The organism is Tepidamorphus gemmatus (assembly GCF_004346195.1).
GTDB classification, from domain to species: Bacteria; Pseudomonadota; Alphaproteobacteria; order Rhizobiales; family Tepidamorphaceae; genus Tepidamorphus; species Tepidamorphus gemmatus.
On record NZ_SMAK01000009.1, the window covers coordinates 47806 to 65030 of the forward strand.

A 17225-nucleotide genomic window follows, 5' to 3' on the forward strand; every position below is an offset into this window, starting at 1 on the left:
TGACCCTCCCGATCCCGACAATAGCTTGCCGCGGGCGGGCGCGAAACGGGCCTTCGGTGCCTGACGCGGGATCCTGCCCCGTCAGAACGATGGCAGGCCGCCCGCCTTGCGGCGGACGGCCTTCCCTTCGGTCGCGGAAAGGGGTCCGGACAATTATCGGGCGATGTCGAACCTGTCGGCGTTCATCACCTTGGTCCAAGCCGCCGCGAAATCGCGCACGAACTTCTCCTCGGAGTCGTCCTGGGCATAGACCTCGGCCAGCGCGCGCAGCTGCGAATGCGAACCGAAGATCAGATCGACTCGCGTCGCCGTCCATTTCAGCTCGCCGGTGCGCCGGTCACGTCCTTCGTACACGCCCTTCTCCACGGCCGACGGCTTCCAGACCGTACCCATGTCGAGCAGGTTCACGAAGAAGTCGTTGGTCAGCGTGCCCGGCCGGTCGGTGAACACGCCATGCCTGGATTGCTGGAAGTTCGCATCGAGCACACGCATGCCGCCGACGAGCACCGTCATTTCGGGCGCGGTGAGCGTCAGGAGCTCCGCCTTGTCGATAAGCAATTCCTCCGGCGAGACATCGAAATCCCCCTTCATGTAGTTGCGGAACCCGTCGGCGATCGGTTCCAGCACCTCGAAGGCGGCCACGTCGGTCTGGTCCTGCGAGGCATCCGTCCGGCCCGGCGTGAAGGCGACCTCGATGTTGTGACCGGCATTCCTGGCGGCCTGTTCCACCGCCGCCGTGCCCGCCAGCACGATCAGATCGGCCAGCGAGATCTTCTTGTCGCCGGTCTGCGCGTCGTTGAAGTCCGTCTGTATTGCCTCGAGGGTGCGCAGGACATGGGCGAGCTGCTCGGGCTGGTTGACCTCCCAGTCCTTCTGCGGCGCCAGGCGGAGGCGACCGCCATTGGCGCCGCCGCGCTTGTCGGTTCCGCGGAACGAGGCGGCCGCCGACCAGGCCGTATAGACCAGCTGCGGGAGGGGAATGCCCGAGGCGAGAATCCTCTCCTTCAGCTCGGCGATGTCGCGAGCATCGACCAGCTCGTGGTCGACCGGCGGTACCGGATCCTGCCACAGCAGATCCTCGGCCGGAACTTCCGGGCCGAGATAGCGCGACTTCGGCCCCATGTCGCGATGGGTCAGCTTGAACCAGGCCCGCGCGAAGGCGTCGGCAAACTGATCCGGATTCTCGAGGAAGCGCCGCGAGATCTTCTCGTAGATCGGGTCGAAGCGCAGCGCCAGGTCGGTGGTCAGCATCGTCGGGCGATGCCGCTTGTTCGGATCAAAGGCATCCGGAATCTCGTTGTCGCCGCCCTTGGCCACCCACTGATAGGCGCCGGCCGGGCTCTTGGTCAGCTCCCACTCGTACTTGAACAGGTTCTCGAAGAAGTAGTTGTTCCACTTGGTGGGGGTCTGCGTCCACGTCACCTCGGGGCCGCCGGTTATGGTGTCGCCGGCCATGCCGCTCCCGTAGGCACTGATCCAGCCGAGGCCCTGCGCCTCGATCGGCGCGGCCTCGGGTTCGGGGCCGACCAGCGACGGATCGCCCGCACCATGGGCCTTGCCGAGCGTGTGGCCGCCGGCGATCAGCGCCACCGTCTCCTCGTCGTTCATCGCCATGCGCGCGAAGGTCTCGCGAATGTCCTTGGCCGCAGCAACGGGATCCGGCTTGCCGTCCGGGCCCTCCGGATTGACGTAGATGAGCCCCATGTGGGTGGCGCCGAACGGCTTGGCGAGCTCACGGTCACCGGAGAAGCGCCGATCGGTCCCCAGCCATGCGGTCTCGTAGCCCCAGTTGACCTCCTCCGGCTCCCACACGTCGACGCGGCCGCCCGCAAACCCGAACGGCTTGAAGCCGGCCGATTCCAGGGCGACGTTGCCGGCGAGCACCATCAGGTCGGCCCAGGAGATCTTGTTGCCGTACTTCTTCTTGATCGGCCACAACAGCCGGCGCGCCTTGTCGAGGTTGGCATTGTCCGGCCAGGAGTTGAGCGGCGCGAAGCGCTGCTGGCCCGAGCCAGCTCCGCCCCGGCCGTCGAAGATCCGATAGGTGCCGGCACTGTGCCAGGCCATGCGGATCATCAACCCCGCGTAGGAGCCGAAATCGGCCGGCCACCAGTCCTGCGAATCGGTCATCAGATCGAGCAGGTCCTTCTTCAGGGCCTGGTAGTCGAGCTTCTTGAACTCCTCGGCATAGTTGAACCCCTCGCTCATCGGATTGGACAGGGAGGAGTTGCGGTGCAGGCCGGAGAGATCGAGCTGGTTCGGCCACCAGTCCCTGTTCGTCCTGGCACCGGACCTATGTCCGAAGGGGCATTTGCCCATGCTGTCATCTACCTTCGCATCCATGTCGCTCTCCGTTTCGATCGCGTTGAGGGTCTCAAGCTGTTGCCGCCGCCGGATGGCCATCGCAACTGGCCACGCCGGGCCACACCGCTCCCCGGCGTTGGCCCGATCGAGGCTCCCGGCGGACCAGGCGGGCTGGCCTGTGTCGCTGGCGGTCGCTGGCGGGCAATCGGCGCCTTCTCGTTCTTTGAAGCATTCTAAGGAGACATTGACCCGCCGCGACGATCAGCGCAAATTAGAAATTCCTAGACCAGAATAAGGAAATCTTATTGCCGACGCTCAAGCAGCTGAGATATCTCCAGGCCCTCGCCCGCGAGCGCAACTTTGCCCGCGCCGCGGCATCCTGCCACGTCAGCCAGCCGGCCTTGTCCATGCAGATCAAGGAGCTCGAGGCCGAGCTTGGCACCCCTCTCGTCGAGCGGTCGCGCGGCACGTTCTCCCTCACCCCGGTCGGCCGCGAGGTGGTGCAGCGGGCACGCCAGATACTGATTGCGACGGACGATCTCGTCGCCTATGCGCGCCATGCCGCCCGACCGATGTCGGGGCAGCTTCGGCTCGGAGTCATCCCGACCATCGCTCCGTATCTGCTGCCACGCGCCCTGCCGCTCATGCGCGAGCGGTTTCCCGAAATCGCGCTCGAGCTTCGCGAGGCCCATACGCTGGCACTGCTCGATGAACTGTCCGACGGCAGCCTCGACCTCCTGCTGATGTCGATGCCGGTCGAGATTGCCGGCATCGACACGCTGCCGCTGTTCGACGACCGGTTCCTGCTGGCCGTGCAGACCACCCCCGGCATAGACGAGCGCCGCCGCGTCGACCCGGCGAGTCTTGCGTCGGAACGGCTGCTGCTCCTCTCCGAAGGTCATTGCCTGCGCGACCAGGCGCTTGCCCTGTGCCGCCACGCGGACCGCGAGGCACTGGGCGAACTGGGTGCGACCAGCCTCGCGACGATCGTCCAGATGGTCGCCAACGGTCTCGGCACGACACTGCTGCCCGAGATGGCCGTCGATGCGGAGATCCGCGACAATCGCATTACACTGCTGCGCTTCCAGGATCCCGAGCCAGTCCGCACGATCGGACTGGCCTGGCGGCGCGCGTCGTCGCGCCGGAGGGAGTTCGTGATGATCGGCGAGGCACTGCGCGAGTTGGTCGGCTGAGCCGGTCCCTCGCGGTCGGGACGGCCTGCCCGTCAGTGATAACCTTCGCCCGGACGGACCTTGCCGCGGAAGGTCCAGTAGACGAACACGGTGTAGCCGAGCACGATCGGCAGCATGAAGGTCACGCCGATCAGCGAGAAGATCTGACTCGCCGGAACGGCGGCCGCCTCCCAGATCGTGACGCTCGGCGGCACCAGCAGCGGAAACGTCGAGATGGCGAGTCCGAGATAGGAGAGCAGGAACAGGCCGATGCTGAAAAAGAACGGACTGTATCCGGCCGGCCGGTGCAGCCCGACCCACAGACCGAGGCCGAGCAGCGCGGTCAGCACCGGCACCGGCCACAGGAAGTAGATGTTCGGGGTCGAGAACCAGCGATCGGCGATCGGCTCGAAGGCGAGCGGTGTCCAGATGCTGACCGCCGCGATGAACGCCAGCACGGCCAGCATCGCCCGCTTGGCGAGATGCGCCGCGCGATCGGCGACCGGGCCTTCGACACGGCCGCGAAGCCACGTCGCCCCCAGCAGCGCATAGCCTGCCACGAGGCCGACTCCGCACAGCACCGAGAAGGGGGTCAGGAAATCCCAGCTGCCGCCCACGTACTGGCGATCCTGCACCTCGATACCCTGGATCAGACCGCCGAGGATCAGTCCCTGGCAGAACGCCGCCACCGTCGATCCCGCGGCGAAGGCAATGTCCCAATGGCGGTGCTTGGGCTTGGCCACCCAGCGGAACTCGAATGAGACTCCGCGGAAGATCAGCGCCAGCAGCATGACGATGACCGGCAGATACAGCGCCGGCATGACGATCGAGTAGGCGAGCGGAAAGGCGACCCACAACCCGCCGCCGCCAAGGATCAGCCAGGTCTCGTTGCCGTCCCAGAACGGGGCGACCGAATTCATCATCAGGTCGCGATCCTCCTCCTTCCTCGCGAAGGGAAACAGGATGCCGATACCGAGGTCGAAGCCGTCGAGAATGACGTAGAGACCGACCGCAGACGCGATGATGACCGCCCAGATGACCGGCAGGTAGTAGTCCAGCGTCAGGTCCATCGGATCACACCTCCACCTCGGCGATTTCGGATCCGGGCCTGCGCCCCATGCCGGTGATCGGACGACTCGGCAGTCCCGTCGCTCCGACCGGTGGAGCGTCGACGGGACCGCGATTGATCAGGCGGTTGATGTAGTAGATGCCGAACGAGAACACGACCGAATAGACCACGACGAACAGGATCAGCGTGGTCAGCACCGCAGTGTAGGAGACCGGGGAGGCGGCATCCGCCGTGCGCAGGATACCGGTGGCAACCCATGGTTGCCGCCCATTCTCCGTGACCAGCCAGCCGGCCAGCACCGCGATGAAGCCCGTCGGCCACATCAACGCGGCGACACGGGTAAACAGCGTCACCTCGCCCAGCCGCCCCCTCCGCCACAGGTAGCCGCCCCACCAGGCGACGAGGATCATCAGGACGCCGATCCCGACCATGACGCGGAATCCGAAGAACGGCCCCCAGACCGGCGGCCGGTCTTCCGGGGCAAACTGCTTCAGGCCGGGGAACGTCCCATCCAGCGAGTGGGTGAGGATGATGCTGCCGAGATAGGGCACCGCGATCTGGAAGTCGTTCCGCTCCTCCTTCTCGTTGGGGATGGCGAACAGGATCAGCGGTACCGGACCGGGCTCGTCGCCGTCCCAGTGCCCTTCGATGGCGGCGAGCTTGGCCGGCTGATGGACGCGTACCGACTGACCCGAGGAATCCCCGAAGAACGCCTGCAGCGGCGCCAGCACCATCGCCATGCCGAGCCCCATTCGCAACATCGTCAGCGCATGCTCGCGATGCTTGCCGGCGATGAGATAGCGGGCACCAACCGCAATGACCACGAAACAGGTGGTCAGGTATGCGGCGGTCAGCATGTGCAGGAACCGCCAGTGGAAGGTCGGGCTGAAGATGATCTTCAGCCAGTCGTCGGGATAGGCGATGCCGTCCCGCACGACGTGGCCAGCCGGAAACTGCATCCAGCTGTTTGCCGACAGGATCCAGAACGCCGACAGCGTCGTTCCGACGGCGACGCAGATCGCCGCGGTCACGTGCAGCCAGGGCGGCAACCGGTTCCAGCCGAACAGCATGATGCCGAGGAACGTCGCCTCTAGGAAGAACGCGGTCAGCACCTCATAGCCGATTAGCGGCGCGACGACGTTGCCGACCACGTCGGAGAAGCGGCTCCAGTTGGTGCCGAACTGGTAGGAGAGCACGATCCCCGAGACCACGCCCATCGCGAAGGACACGGCGAAGATGCGGGTCCAGAAGCGCGCAAGGTTGTAATAGTGCTCGCGCCCGGTGCGCCGCCACATCACGAGAAGCGTCGCGATCCAGGCGGCGAGGCCGATCGTCAGGCTGGGAAAGATGATGTGGAACGATACCGTGAACGCGAACTGTATCCGCGCCAGCATGACCGCATCCATGTCCACGTCCATGGCGATCGCTCCATTCGCAATGCCGGCGTCCGATCGACCCTAGCACGCAGGCAGCGAGTCGCCAGTCCTGCCATAGCGACAAGGCGGATTCAGATCCGGTCGAGCGTCCACACCACCAGGTCGGTGGCGACCTTGTCGAACGAGGCGTTGAGCGCCGCGACCATGTCCTCGGCCCGGCTGCCGGAGATCGGGGTCGACGCGGTAAAGGTACGTGAGGCGATGACGCGGCCGGACTGATCACTGACGATCCGCACGGCAATCGTCACGACCGCAATGCCCTGCTGCGCATCGATATGGAAGTCTTGGAGATCCGTGACCAGCCCGATGTCGTTGACGACGGCGCCGCCCGGCATCCCGACCGACCGTACCCGGCCTGAATTGCGGAACGTATCGATCAGCCGCGCCTGCACGAGCTTCGGTGCCCGGTCGCTCCATTGCGCGCCGCTCAGATAGGTGATCGCGGCGGGTGCCGGCCGAACGACGATGCGCTCGCTATTGAGCGCGCCGACCACCGTCGGCTCGGTCACGGCGAACTGGATGCTGGTCGAACCGGAGCCCGGAACGGACCGAGGCGCCGCGAGGTCGAATGTGGCCGGCGCCGGCTTGGCGCCGAGCGCACACCCGCCCACCATCAGGACGCAGGCGAGCATTGCCGATGCCACCCCCGCACGCCGCACTTCAGCCCCCCTGCCCCGCGCCACAAACCGGACCCTGATCGACACCGGACCGTCTTCGTTCACCTGGAACCATTCAGAACCGTCGGCCCGGATTGTATTCGGGCACCGGCGAGCGTCCAGAAATGAATCCGGCCGGATTGCGTTCGATGTTCGAGATCATCCGGTCGATGTTGCTCAGCGTCTGGCGCCCTTCCGACATGAAGGCCTGGAAGTCGCGCAGTCCCCCGCCGCCATAACGCTCGATCGAGGCTGTGATCGTGTCCAGCCGCGAGTTGAGGTTGTCGGCGAGCGTGCGGAACGATTTTGCCGCCTCGCTGATGTTGGTCATCACGCTGTCGCCGTCTTGTCCCACCATGCCGTCGACACGAGCGAGCAACGCGTCGAGCCGCTGCGAGGTCTCGCGCAACTGCGCCGCGGTCGCGGTGGCGTCGTCGATGAACTGGGCGATCTCCTTGTCCTTGCCGGCCAGCGTGCCGGTGAACCGGTCGACATTTGCGACCAGGCGCGACAGCGCCTCCGGATCGACGGCTGAAACCACCTTGGCAACGTCCTCGGCGACACCGTCGAGCCTGGCAGCGAGGCTGTTCAGCCGCTCGGCAGCCTCGCCGGCATTCTCAGCGAGCCGCGAAACCTGACTGGAGTTGGCGGCCAGCGCGTCGGTGAACGTCTTCACGTCGCCGACAATGGCGCGCACCTCCTCGGGGCGGATCGCAGCCACGATGGTGTTGAGGTTCTCGGCGAGCGTGTCGATCCGCGCGCCGACCTCGTTGAGGCGGCGCGCCGCCGCGCCGGCGTCGGCCAGGAAGCCGGACACCGCGTCGGAATTCTCGGCCAGTGCACCCGAGAATGTCTCGATGTTGCGGATCGTATTGGTGACCGCAGTGGCATTGTCGGCGATCAGGTTGTCGAGGCGGCCGGCAATGGTATCGATCTTCGTCATCAGCGACTGTGCGCCCTCCAGCAGATCCTGGAAGGTCGATTTCTGGGCATAGATGATCGGCGGCTCGTCGGATTCGCCCCACGCCTCGGTGAGCGGCTTGGCGTCGGGCTGGGCGGTCTTCAGCTGGATGAAGGCGACCCCCGTGATGCCCTGGAACTGCAGCTGGGCGGTCGTGCTGACATTGATCGGGTACTGCCGATCCACCTGGATCAGCGCAACCACCTGGGCGGGGTCGTCCCTGGCGACCGACAGATCGACGACATCGCCGGCCTTGATGCCGTTGAACAGCACGGAACTGCCCTTGTTCAGCCCGGTCACCTCGTCGGAGAACACCACACGGTAGCTGACCCGACCGGCCGCATCGCCATAGGTGCCGATCCAGAAGACGAAACCGAACGCGCCGGCGACGACGGCCAGCGTGAACAATCCGACGATGAACGGGCTGGCCCGTGTTTCCATGACCCAGAGCTCAGTCCTGTCAAGCCAAGTCCGGGACCTTCACGGCCCGGGCGCGCTTTCCCTGGAAATACTCATGTATCCAGGGATCGGGGAAATCCATAACAGTTCTCAGGTCGCCCGCGACCAGGATGCGCTTCTTGCCGAGCGCGGCAATTCGGTCACAGATCGAGAACAGGCTGTCGAGGTCGTGGGTTACCATGAAAACCGTCAGACCCAAAGTCTCGCGCAGCTTGGAGATGAGGTCGTCGAAATCGGCCGCGCCGATCGGGTCGAGACCGGAGGTCGGCTCGTCGAGGAACACGAGATCCGGATCGAGCGCCAGCGCGCGCGCCAGTGCCGCCCGCTTGATCATGCCGCCGGACAGTTCGGACGGGTATTTCTCGGCTGCGTCCGGCTGCAGCCCGACCATGGCGATCTTGAGCATTGCCAGTTCGTCCATCAGCCGCTGCGGCAGGTGCAGATGCTCACGCATCGGCACCTGGACATTCTGCTTGACGGTCAGCGACGAGAACAGCGCGCCCTGCTGGAACAGGATGCCCCAGCGCCGCTCCACGGCCCGACGCTCGGCAAGCGAGACCGCATCGATGTCGGTGCCGAACATCTCGACACGGCCGGCCCGCTTTGGCACCAGTCCGACCAGGGTGCGCAACAGCACCGACTTGCCGGTGCCCGATCCGCCGACAACCCCCAGAATCTCGCCGCGATAGACGTCGAGGTCGAGATTCTCGAGGATGTTCGTCTCGCCGAAGCCGACGGTCAGACCGCGGGCGCGGATGATCGCCTCTTGCTCGTCGTGCCGGTCTGCCATCTCCCCGCCCCGTCAGTAGTCGATCGCCGCAAAGAACATCGCGAACAGTCCGTCCAGAACGATGACCATGAAGATCGACTTCACCACCGAGGAAGTCGTCTGGCGGCCAAGCGACTCGGCGCTTCCCTTGACCTGCAGCCCTTCGAGGCAGGCGATCATCCCGATGACGATGGCCATGAACGGCGCCTTGATCAGGCCGACCATGAACGTGTTCACGGCGACCGCGTTCTTCAGATAGGGCAGGAAACTGGCCGGCGGCATGTCGATATAGATCCACGCGACGATGCCGGCCCCCGTCAGGGCGGCGATGTCGGCGACGAAGGTCAGCAGCGGCAGCGCCAGGATCAGCGCGATCAACCGCGGCACGATCAGCACCTCGACGGGGTCGAGCGCGAGGGTGCGCAGCGCATCAACTTCCTCGCGCATCTTCATCGAGCCGATCTCGGCGGTGATGGCGCTGCCCGAACGTCCGGCGATCATGATCGCGGTGAGCAGCACGCCGATCTCGCGCAGCACCAGGATGCCGGTCAGGTCGATCGACAGCACCTCCGCTCCGAAGTAGCGGAGCTGGTAAGCACCCTGCTGCAGGATGATGCCGCCGATCAGGAAGCAGATCAGCGCGACGATCGGCACCGCCCTCAGGCACATTTGCTCGAGGTGGAAGGTGACCGAGGTAAGCCGCAGACGCCAGGGCCGCACCAGAAGGCCGAACATGATCGTCATCGCCTGGCCGAGCAGGCCGGTGATCTGAACGAGGTCCGAGCCCGCTTCGATGACCGCCTCGCCGGTATCGCTGACAAGGCGCTTGAGGATCGGCGGCTCCCGGCGCGGCGGAGGCGGCGGCTGGTCGGCCTTCTCCACCTCCTCGAACAGGATCTCGCGGGAGGGCCCGATGCCGGTATAGACGACGTCGATGCCGTGGGCAGCGAGCTCCTTGGCGGTGCGGTGCAGCAGCCATGCACCCGCAGTGTCCAGTCGCTCGATGCCGCTGAGATCGATCGCGGCGCGCCGTGTGCCGGCTGCCGGCGCGGCGAAACGGCGCAGTTCACCGTCGAGGCGCTCGGCTTCGGCAACGGTCCAGACCCCGCTCGCGGCCAGCCTCAGCGTCTCGCCTTCCCCAACGGCGGTAACCGCCGGACGCTGATCCATCGACCTTCCACCCCGTACGTGGCCGCCTCGCCCCGCTTGCACGGCGCCGGCGCGGCCCGATAATACGTCTCGTCCGTCGGGATCGCCGCCATGCCCGGCTGTGCCGGCGCAACCGCGATCCTGCCCTCTCCGAAAGGCCTTGATAGCATGGAAATCGCCCATCCATACCTGCTGTTCCTCGGCGATGTGCCGGACGATCTGGCGGCCAAGACCGCCTACGGCATCGTCGACTGGCGCCGGGACTGGTGTCTCGGTCAGCTGCGATTTCCAGGTTGCGGGGCCGACGCCGAGTTGCCCGACATGGGCGTCGGCGCTGCCGTGGCAGCCGGCGCTCGAACGATGATCGTCGGCGTCGTTAATCCCGGCGGCGTGCTGCCGGAGCACTGGGTCTCGACGATCGTCGAGGCGCTCGACGCGGGGATGGACGTGGCAAGCGGCCTGCACGTGCGCCTGAGCTCCGTGCCGGCCATCGCCGAAGCCGCTGCGAGGAACGGACGCAGGCTGTTCGACGTCCGTCATTCCACCGAGCGATTCACGACCGGCAAGGGCACCCGCCGACCCGGACGTCGCATCCTGACGGTGGGAACGGACTGCTCGGTGGGCAAGAAGTACACCGCGCTGGCGCTGGAGAAGGCGATGCGCGCGCGTGGCCTCGATGCGGACTTCCGTGCCACTGGCCAGACCGGCATCTTCATCTCGGGCCGAGGCGTATCGGTCGATGCCGTCGTCGCCGACTTCATCTCCGGCGCCGCCGAATGGCTGACCCCGGCCGCCGACCCTAACCACTGGGACGTCGTCGAGGGGCAGGGCTCGCTGTTCCACCCCTCCTTCGCGGGCGTGACGCTCGGCTTGCTGCATGGCGCCCAGCCGGACGCCTTCGTGGTCTGCCATGAGCCGACGCGGACCAGCATGCGCAACGTCTCGCACCCGCTGCCTAGCATTCGCGAGGTGATCGAGGCGACGGTCTACATGGGCAGGCTGACGAATCCCGATATCCGCTGCGTCGGGATCTCCATCAACACCGAGAAGCTCGGCGACGCCGAGGCGCGCGCGCTCTGCAAGGACACCGCGATCGAGTACGGCCTGCCGACGACGGACCCGATCCGCTTCGGCGTCGAGGGCATCGTCGAGCGGCTGATCAGGGAGTTTCCCGCAGTATGATCCGCTCGCTGGAGGTGTCGGTCGAGCGCTGGCCGATCGCCGGCGGCTTCACGATCTCCCGCGGCAGCAAGACCGAAGCCGTAGTCGTGGTGGCTTCGATCCGCGAGGCCGGCATCCTCGGACGCGGCGAATGCGTGCCCTATGCCCGCTACGGCGAGACCGTCGACGGCGTCCGCGAGGCGATTGCCGCCATGGCGGATGCGGTTGGCGACGGATTGTCGCGCGCCGACCTCGCGACGCGGATGCCCGCCGGGGCCGCACGCAATGCCATCGACTGCGCGCTGTGGGATCTCGAGGCGAAGCGCGCCGGCGAACGCGCCTGGCGGCTCGCCGGGCTTGCGCCACCGCGTCCGCTGGTCACCGCCTATACGCTGAGCCTGGGCACCCCCGAGGCAATGCACGAGGCTGCACGCAAGGCCGCGCACCGCCCCCTGCTCAAGGTCAAGCTCGGCGGCACTGGCGACGCGGAACGGATTGCCGCGGTGCGTGCGGGCGCGCCGCACGCCCGCCTGATCGTCGATGCCAACGAGGGCTGGTCGACGGCCGACATCGAGCCGCTGCTGGCCGCCTGCGCGGCCGCCGGCGTGGAACTGGTTGAGCAGCCGCTGCCGGCCGATGCCGATGGGGTCCTCGCCGATATCGCCCGGCCCGTCGCCGTCTGCGCCGACGAGAGCGCCCACGACCGTGCGAGTCTTGCGGGGCTGTCGGCGCGCTACGATGCGGTCAACATCAAGCTCGACAAGACCGGCGGGCTCACCGAGGCGCTCGCCATGGCCGACGCGGTGGCGGCAAGCGGACTGAAGCTCATGGTCGGCTGCATGCTTGCCACGTCGCTCGCCATGGCGCCGGCGATGCTGGTTGCCCAGCGCGCCGACTGGGTCGACCTCGACGGACCGCTGTTGCTGGCCAGGGACCGCGATCCCGGCCTGCACTATACCGGCAGCGAGGTCCACCCGCCCGAATCCATGCTGTGGGGATAGGCGCGCGGTCGATTGCGGGCCGCGACATTCGCGAGAATCGGGCTACTGTGTCGCCTTAACGATTCGTGGGGCAGACCCCGGGGGCAGACAGTGCGATATCGCTGCAAACCGGTATGTGGCACTTCGGGCAGCGCAGCAGGCGGGCCCGGTTGATGGCCGGATCGGACAACCTCCCGTCGCCCCCGGGCGGGGGCACCGATCCCGAGGCCTTCGGGCCGAGCGATCCGGACTACGACGCCATCCTGGCGGCGGTCATGGAGACCGCCCGTGGACGCTGGTTCCTGGTCGAATACGCCCGCCGCAACCGCAACGCCGACACCCGTTCGCTGCTCGCCGTCCTCGAGCGGATCGAATCGCTCGTCCGCAGCCGCAAGCTGCCCGATCTCGCGATCATCCGCGACGGCTTTGCGGAGATTGCCGAAGCGCTTGCCGAGGTTCGGCGGGAAATCGCCGCCGGCGGCGAGGATCGCGAGCGCCAGCGCGCCCAGGACGTCGACTTCGCGGCGGAGGCCGAGCGGACGCGAGCCGATCTCCAGACGGTGCTGAGGGCGAGCGAACGAATCCAGGAGATCGCCTGGGGTTTGCGCGAGCGCGAGGTTTCGCCCGACCTGTGCGATGCGCTCGACCGCTACGCTGTCGACATCCTGTCTTCCGCTCGCAGTGCGGCTGCCGGTGTGCGGGGCATGGCCTCGATGGCGCGGGCGCTGCGCCGGATCGAACGCCGCCTCGATGGCCTGGAAGGCACCCTGACGGAACCCGACCAGCCGGAGCCGACGACGAGCGTTGATCCGGCGATCCACAAGGCCGACCCGGCTGCAGGCCGCTTCCTCGAGGATCTCGAGCTCGTGGAGGGGCCCGACGTCCAATGGACCGACGTCGATTCGCCGGCATCCGCGCAGCTCCGTCCCATGTCGGCGCTGCCGTCGCACTACGGTGCTGCGTCGCCAAGCGGCATATCGGCCGCTCCGGAGCCGGCGCCTGCCACCGCGGTATCGGCCGCCCCCGGTCGGACCACCGGCGAAGCCGGTGAGTCGGCCGAACCGCAACCGGCGGCCTCGCAGCCTCACAGGCTCCCCGAGCCGCAACGGCGCCGGCCGAGCGATCTGACCGGGCTGACCTTCGACCAGCGGATGATCCTGTTCAGTTGACGGCCGGGGCTTCCGCTTCCCCGGCAAGCGCCACGGCACGGGCGAAGATGGTCGGATCGGCATTGCCGCCCGACAGCACCACGACCACGGTGCGGCCGGCCACGTCGACCTTGCCGCTCAGAAGGGCCGCCAGTGCCACGGCGCCTCCGGGTTCGACCACCAGCTTGAGGTCACGCCATGCGTAGGCGACTGCTGCCAGCGCCTCCGCATCGCTGACCGACACGCCGCCGGCGACGCGCGAGCGGTTCACCTCGAAGGTCAGCTCGCCGGGCCGCGGCGCCATCAGCGCGTCGCAAACCGATCCGGCCCGCGCTGCATTCTCCTCACGCCTTCCCGACAGGAACGAGCGGACATGGTCGTCGAAGCCATCCGGTTCGACCGTCATCACGCGCGCAGACGGCGCTAGCGCCTGAACCGCCAGCGCAATACCGGCGGTGAGACCACCCCCGCCACACGGAACCAGCACCAGGTCGGGATCGCCGGCGAGCTCCCGCGCCTGCTGCACCAGTTCGACCCCCGCAGTGCCCTGACCGGAGATGACACCCGGATCGTCATAAGGCGAGACGAACACGCCTCCCGTTTCCTCGACGACCTGCGCCGCGACCGCATCCCGGTCTCCGGTCGCCCTGTCATAGGGCACGATCCGCGCACCATAGGACCGCGTGCGATCGCGTTTCAGCGGCGGCGCATCCGACGGCATGACGATGGTGGCCGGCACACCGAAAAGCTGCGCCGCCGCCGCGATACCCTGGGCATGATTACCGGACGAACAGGTGACGATGCCGCGCCGGCGCTCGGCCTCATCGAGCGCGGCAATCGCATTGTAGGCGCCGCGGAACTTGAACGAACCGGTGCGCTGCAGGATCTCGGGCTTGATAAGCACGCGTGCGCCGGTCGCCGCATCGAGCGCCGGCGATGCGAGCAGCGGCGTCCTGATGCATACGCCGGCGAGCCGCGCCGCGGCCGCCTCAATGTCGTCGAAGGACGGGATACGCCGGTCTGGCGTCGCCATGATGAAGCTCCGCGCTGGAGGATCAGCCAACACTACAGGATCGGTCCGGGCAGCAAAATGGCGGCGTCAGGACACCGCGCAGCGATTCGACCGCAGGATGATGTCGACGAAGGTGCGGGCGCTGGTGTCCCAGTTGAACTCGAGCGCCCGCGCCCGGCAAACATCTGGCGGGATGTTGAGCGCCGCCAGCGCGGCAGCACGCAGATCCTCGTCCAGCACACCCGCACCCGAATGGCCTATGACGTCCATCGGCCCCGGCACCGGATAGGCCGCCACCGGCACGCCGCAGGCCAGGGCCTCGATCGAGACCAGGCCAAGTGTGTCGGTGCGGCTTGGAAAGACGAAGACGTCGGCGGCGCGGTAGAGCCGGACCAGATCCTCGCCCCGATGCACGCCGAGGAACCTGGCCTCCGGAAAGCGCCGCTGCAGCTCGGCGCGCTGGGGTCCGTCGCCAACGACGACCTTCGTGCCAGGCAGATCGAGGGCCAGGAACTCGTCCACGCTCTTCTCCACCGCGACCCGGCCGACATAGAGGAAGATGGGCCTCGGAAAGTCGAGCGCCGCCGCCTCGCCGGGCGTGAACGCCGCGGTATCGATGGCCCTCGGCCAGATCACCGGATTGGCGAAACCCCGTGACGCCAGTTCCGCCGCCAGAGTCGGCGTGGAAACCAGTGTCGCCTGCCCGGCATTGTGGAACCGCCGCAGCCAGGCGTAGGACAGCCGTGGCGGAACCGGCAGCCGCCGCGCCAGATACTCCGGAAAGCGGGTATGGAAGCTCGTGGTGAACCATCGCCCGTTGCGCAGGCACCAGCGCCGCGCCGCCATCCCGATCGGCCCTTCGGCCGGGATATGGATGAAGTCGGGCTTCAGTGCCTCGATGCGCCGCCCGACCTGGGCAGGGCCGGCCAGCGCAAGGCGGATCTCGCTGTAGGTCGGCAGCGGAACCGAGCTGAACTCGGCAGGGGAGACCACCTCGATCTCGAGACCGTACGCCGGCGTCTCGCGCCGCAGGCGGTCAAGCACGCTGACGACGCCGTTGATCTGCGGATGCCAGGCGTCCGTGGCCAGCACCAGCCGCTTCATGACGGCGTCATCACGCGGCGACCCGAGCCGTTTCGACGGGCGGGTCCTGCCGCTGGGCTCTGACGACCGGCCAGCGGATGATCTCAAGTGTCCCGTCCGGCCGCTCGCCGACCGCCGTGCAGCTCTCCACCCAGTCGCCGCAGTTCACATAGCGCACACCGTTCATCATCTGATCGGCCGGATGATGGATATGGCCGCAGACGACGCCGTCGACCCGTGCCCGCGCCGCCTCCGCGGCCAGCGCCTGCTCGAACTCGCTGATGAACGCAACGGCATTCTTGACCTTGAGCTTCAACCACGCCGAGAGCGACCAGTAGGGGAAACCGAGCTTGCGCCGGGCGACATTGAAGTAAGTGTTGACGAGCAGCGCGGTCGCATAGGCCCAGTCGCCAAGCAGCGCCAGCCATTTGGCATAACGGACCACCGCATCGAACTCGTCTCCGTGCAGGACGAGGAAGCGCTCGCCGGTCGCCGAGATGTGGATGGCCCGGCGCATCACCTCGATGCCGCCGAAATGCGTGCCGATGTAATCGCGCAGCAATTCGTCGTGATTCCCCGGGATGTAGATGATCCGGGCTCCCTTGCGACCCTTGCGCAGCAGCTTCTGGACGACGTCGTTGTGCTTTTGCGGCCAATACCAGGAACGCTTCAGCCGCCAGAAGTCGATGATATCGCCGACGAGATAGATGGTCTCGGCGTCCGTATGCTTGAGAAAATCGAGAAACAGTTCACTCTGACAGCCCTTGGTGCCAAGATGAACGTCGGACAGGAACAAGGTCCGGTAAACCGTACTGGCAGGATGTTGATGCACGGTTGCCCCCGTCCGCAGCCTCAGTGCAGACGCCAATAACGTGATTTGCTTGGCAGGATTATGACGCCTGTCATCCGAGTGCAACACTGTTGCCGCTGGGGCAGCCATGCGCACAGTGCAAGCGTGATGGACATTGCGCCCCTGCGGGCATTGGATTGATGGTGGGCGGCGCCAGCGCTGCGGCCTATGCCAGACACGAAGGAGCAGGGAATGGATCTGGGTATCCGGGGACGACGGGCGGTCGTCTGCGCATCGAGCCGAGGACTCGGCCGGGCCTGCGCGGAAGCTCTCGCGGCAGCCGGCTGCGAGGTGGTGATCAACGGCGTCGATGTGGAGCGGCTCGCCCGTACCGCCGACGAGATCGCCGCCGCGACCGGCGCCAGGGTGATCCCTGTGCCCGGGGATGTTTCACGAACCGATGTCCAGGATGCGCTCATTGCCGCCAACGGAAGTCCCGATATCCTGGTAAACAACAATGGCGGGCCGCCGTTCCGTGACTTCCGCGACATCGACCGCAGGGCGATGCTCGATGGCCTCATCATGAATATGGTCACGCCGATCGAGCTCATCCAGCGCGTCGTCGACCCGATGATGGAACGGGGCTTCGGGCGCATCGTCAACATCACGTCCTACTCGGTGCTGCAGGCAATTCCCGGACTGGACCTGTCGAGCGCCGCACGCGCCGGCCTCACCGGTTTCCTGTCCGGCGTCGCGCGTCAGGTCGCCAACCGGGGCGTGACCATCAACAGCCTGCTGCCGGGCAACTTCGATACCGATCGTATCAGGGCGATGCTGGCGTCGCGGCACAAGGCTACGGGCCGATCCGAGGAGGACATCGCGTCCGAACTGAAGGCGGCGATTCCGGCCGGCCGGTTCGGCGAACCGTCCGAGTTCGGCAGCACCTGCGCCTTCCTGTGCAGCGTGCATGCGGGCTACATCACCGCTCAGAACATCCTCATCGACGGCGGCAATGTCCGGGCCTCGTTCTGAGGCGAAGAACTCGACACCGGTGGACAGGTATCCGCCGACATGAG

15 protein-coding genes are annotated in these 17225 nt (G+C 66.8%); 5 read left to right on the forward strand and 10 right to left on the reverse strand.

Annotated features, from left to right (window positions below; all coding sequences use genetic code 11):
• Positions 1-153: 153 nt before the first annotated feature.
• Complete coding sequence (gene katG, locus EDC22_RS13990; protein WP_132807300.1) at positions 154-2343, reverse strand: catalase/peroxidase HPI; 2190 nt, start codon at positions 2341-2343, stop codon at positions 154-156.
• A gap of 266 nt (positions 2344-2609) precedes the next feature.
• Here katG and EDC22_RS13995 point away from each other — a divergent pair, with 266 nt between their 5' ends.
• Complete coding sequence (locus tag EDC22_RS13995) at positions 2610-3497, forward strand: LysR substrate-binding domain-containing protein (protein WP_132807301.1); 888 nt, start codon at positions 2610-2612, stop codon at positions 3495-3497.
• 32 nt (positions 3498-3529) lie between these two features.
• Here the strand turns inward: EDC22_RS13995 and cydB are convergent, their stop codons facing one another.
• The 6 genes from cydB to EDC22_RS14025 all read right to left on the reverse strand — a co-directional run bounded on the left by cydB (position 3530) and on the right by EDC22_RS14025 (position 9996).
• Positions 3530-4546, reverse strand: coding sequence for a cytochrome d ubiquinol oxidase subunit II (gene cydB / locus EDC22_RS14000; protein WP_165926909.1), 1017 nt, complete (start codon positions 4544-4546; stop codon positions 3530-3532).
• Between the two features lie 4 nt (positions 4547-4550).
• Positions 4551-5957 carry a cytochrome ubiquinol oxidase subunit I gene (locus tag EDC22_RS14005; RefSeq protein ID WP_207903791.1) on the reverse strand — a complete coding sequence of 469 codons (1407 nt, stop codon included), beginning with the start codon at positions 5955-5957 and terminating at the stop codon, positions 4551-4553.
• A gap of 95 nt (positions 5958-6052) precedes the next feature.
• Complete coding sequence (locus tag EDC22_RS14010) at positions 6053-6613, reverse strand: ABC-type transport auxiliary lipoprotein family protein (RefSeq protein ID WP_132807303.1); 561 nt, start codon at positions 6611-6613, stop codon at positions 6053-6055.
• 100 nt (positions 6614-6713) lie between these two features.
• Positions 6714-8039: an MlaD family protein gene (locus tag EDC22_RS14015; RefSeq protein ID WP_132807304.1), complete on the reverse strand. Its 1326-nt coding sequence runs from the start codon at positions 8037-8039 to the stop codon at positions 6714-6716.
• A gap of 19 nt (positions 8040-8058) precedes the next feature.
• Positions 8059-8847, reverse strand: a complete 789-nt coding sequence (locus EDC22_RS14020) for an ABC transporter ATP-binding protein (RefSeq protein ID WP_132807305.1) — start codon at positions 8845-8847, stop codon at positions 8059-8061.
• A gap of 12 nt (positions 8848-8859) precedes the next feature.
• Positions 8860-9996 (reverse strand): ABC transporter permease, encoded by a 1137-nt coding sequence (locus tag EDC22_RS14025; protein ID WP_132807306.1) that lies wholly within the window; start codon positions 9994-9996, stop codon positions 8860-8862.
• Positions 9997-10143: 147 nt separating this feature from the next.
• On the opposite strand from EDC22_RS14025, the gene dgcN reads away from it, so the two are divergent.
• From dgcN to EDC22_RS14040, 3 genes are all read left to right on the forward strand, one after another.
• Positions 10144-11157, forward strand: a complete 1014-nt coding sequence (gene dgcN, locus EDC22_RS14030) for an N-acetyltransferase DgcN (RefSeq protein ID WP_132807373.1) — start codon at positions 10144-10146, stop codon at positions 11155-11157.
• Positions 11154-12137: an N-acetyl-D-Glu racemase DgcA gene (dgcA, locus tag EDC22_RS14035; protein ID WP_132807307.1), complete on the forward strand. Its 984-nt coding sequence runs from the start codon at positions 11154-11156 to the stop codon at positions 12135-12137. Before dgcN ends, dgcA begins: the two co-directional genes overlap by 4 nt.
• Positions 12138-12289: 152 nt before the next feature.
• The gene (locus EDC22_RS14040) at positions 12290-13285 is read left to right on the forward strand and encodes a hypothetical protein (protein ID WP_132807308.1); all 996 of its coding nucleotides are present in this window, start codon (positions 12290-12292) and stop codon (positions 13283-13285) included.
• On the opposite strand, the gene EDC22_RS14045 is transcribed toward EDC22_RS14040, so the two are convergent.
• From EDC22_RS14045 to EDC22_RS14055, 3 genes are all read right to left on the reverse strand, one after another.
• Positions 13278-14297: a threonine ammonia-lyase gene (locus EDC22_RS14045; protein WP_132807309.1), complete on the reverse strand. Its 1020-nt coding sequence runs from the start codon at positions 14295-14297 to the stop codon at positions 13278-13280. The two genes, EDC22_RS14040 and EDC22_RS14045, sit on opposite strands and share 8 nt — an antisense overlap.
• 66 nt (positions 14298-14363) lie before the next feature.
• Positions 14364-15380: a glycosyltransferase family 4 protein gene (locus EDC22_RS14050; RefSeq protein WP_132807310.1), complete on the reverse strand. Its 1017-nt coding sequence runs from the start codon at positions 15378-15380 to the stop codon at positions 14364-14366.
• A gap of 10 nt (positions 15381-15390) precedes the next feature.
• A complete protein-coding gene (locus EDC22_RS14055; RefSeq protein WP_245499770.1) occupies positions 15391-16155 on the reverse strand; it encodes a UDP-2,3-diacylglucosamine diphosphatase in 765 nt (254 codons plus the stop codon).
• A 246-nt stretch (positions 16156-16401) separates the two neighbouring features.
• Here EDC22_RS14055 and EDC22_RS14060 point away from each other — a divergent pair, with 246 nt between their 5' ends.
• Positions 16402-17181, forward strand: coding sequence for an SDR family oxidoreductase (locus tag EDC22_RS14060; protein WP_132807312.1), 780 nt, complete (start codon positions 16402-16404; stop codon positions 17179-17181).
• Positions 17182-17225 lie beyond the last annotated feature (44 nt).